Source organism: Pseudomonas onubensis (assembly GCF_965653655.1).
GTDB lineage: Bacteria > Pseudomonadota > Gammaproteobacteria > Pseudomonadales > Pseudomonadaceae > Aquipseudomonas.
In genome coordinates this window covers 1-1,144 of sequence record NZ_CBFHAZ010000211.1, presented here as the reverse complement: position 1 = coordinate 1,144, position 1,144 = coordinate 1, and the positions used below count along the sequence as shown (strand labels likewise).

The 1,144-nt window shown below is 57.0% G+C and carries 1 protein-coding gene; it reads left to right on the top strand.

Annotation, left to right across the window (positions count from 1 at the left end):
- Nucleotides 1–47: 47 nt before the first annotated feature.
- The coding region (locus ACTD9P_RS29600) for an ISL3 family transposase (protein ID WP_438870417.1) at nt 48–1,144 on the top strand (1,097 nt) is incomplete at its 3' end.

The window sequence follows — 1,144 nt, the reverse complement described above, 5'->3', positions numbered from 1 at the left end:
TTGATGATGTTCGTGCGAGCAAACACATCTAACAAACCGGCGTTCTTATGCGTGATATTAATACTTTCCTTCCTTTTTGGGAGGGCTTTTCTGTCGTCACGATCAAGCCTGATGGCGACGCACTACAAATCGATTTGATCCCTCACGCCACCCGATTCCCTTCCTGTGGCGGTTGCCTAAAACCCTGTTCAACTACACACGAGTATTGCGAGCGCGTCGTTCGTGATTTGCCCATCCTTGGCCGGGCCGTACGCCTCAGCGTTTTGCTCAGGCGAGTTAGCTGTCGTGACTGTGGCAAACGCATGGAAGCCGTCAGTTGGCTGGATCGCTATGCGCGCATGACGCGCCGCCTGGCCGGTGCCGTCATTCAAGCCTGCGAACGCCTTCCAACCCTTCACGTGGCCCAGATGTTCGGCCTGCATTGGGACACCGTTAGGTTGCTGGAGCGTCGAGCCTTGCAAGCGGCGTTGAGTGTTCTGCCTAAGGCACAACCACGACGTCTGGTGATGGATGAGTTCGCGTTGTTCAAAGGACATCGCTATGCCAGTGTCGTGCTGGATGCCGATACACGACGCGTGCTGTGGATCGGCGAAGGCCGCAGCCGGGCGGCGGTCAGGCCATTTTTCGAAGAGCTGGGGGCAGAGGGGTGCGCTCAAATCGAAGCGGTAGCGATGGACATGAACACCGCTTTTGACCTGGAGGTTCGCCAGCACTGCCCAAAAGCGCGCGTGGTCTATGACCTTTTCCATGTCGTGGCCAAATATGGCCGAGAAGTGATTGATCGGGTTCGCGTCGATGAAGCGAATCGGCTGCGTCATGACAAGCCGGCCCGAAAGGTCATCAAGCAAGCGCGATGGCTGTTACTGCGCAATCCGCAGAACCTGAAAACGCCGGAGCAACAGGTGCGTCTGGAGGATCTGCTGGCGGCCAACCAAGCGTTGATGACGGTCTATTTGATGAAGGCTGAACTCAAAGCACTGTGGACGCCGAGCACTGCCTGGGGTTGGCGATCAGCTTGGCAACAATGGCTGCGCCTTGCGCATGAAAGCGAAATACCGCCTCTGATCCTGTTTGCCAAACGACTGAAGGGTTACTGGCGAGGCATCGTCAGCCGTGTTCGCTGGCCCATGCATACGGGCCAACT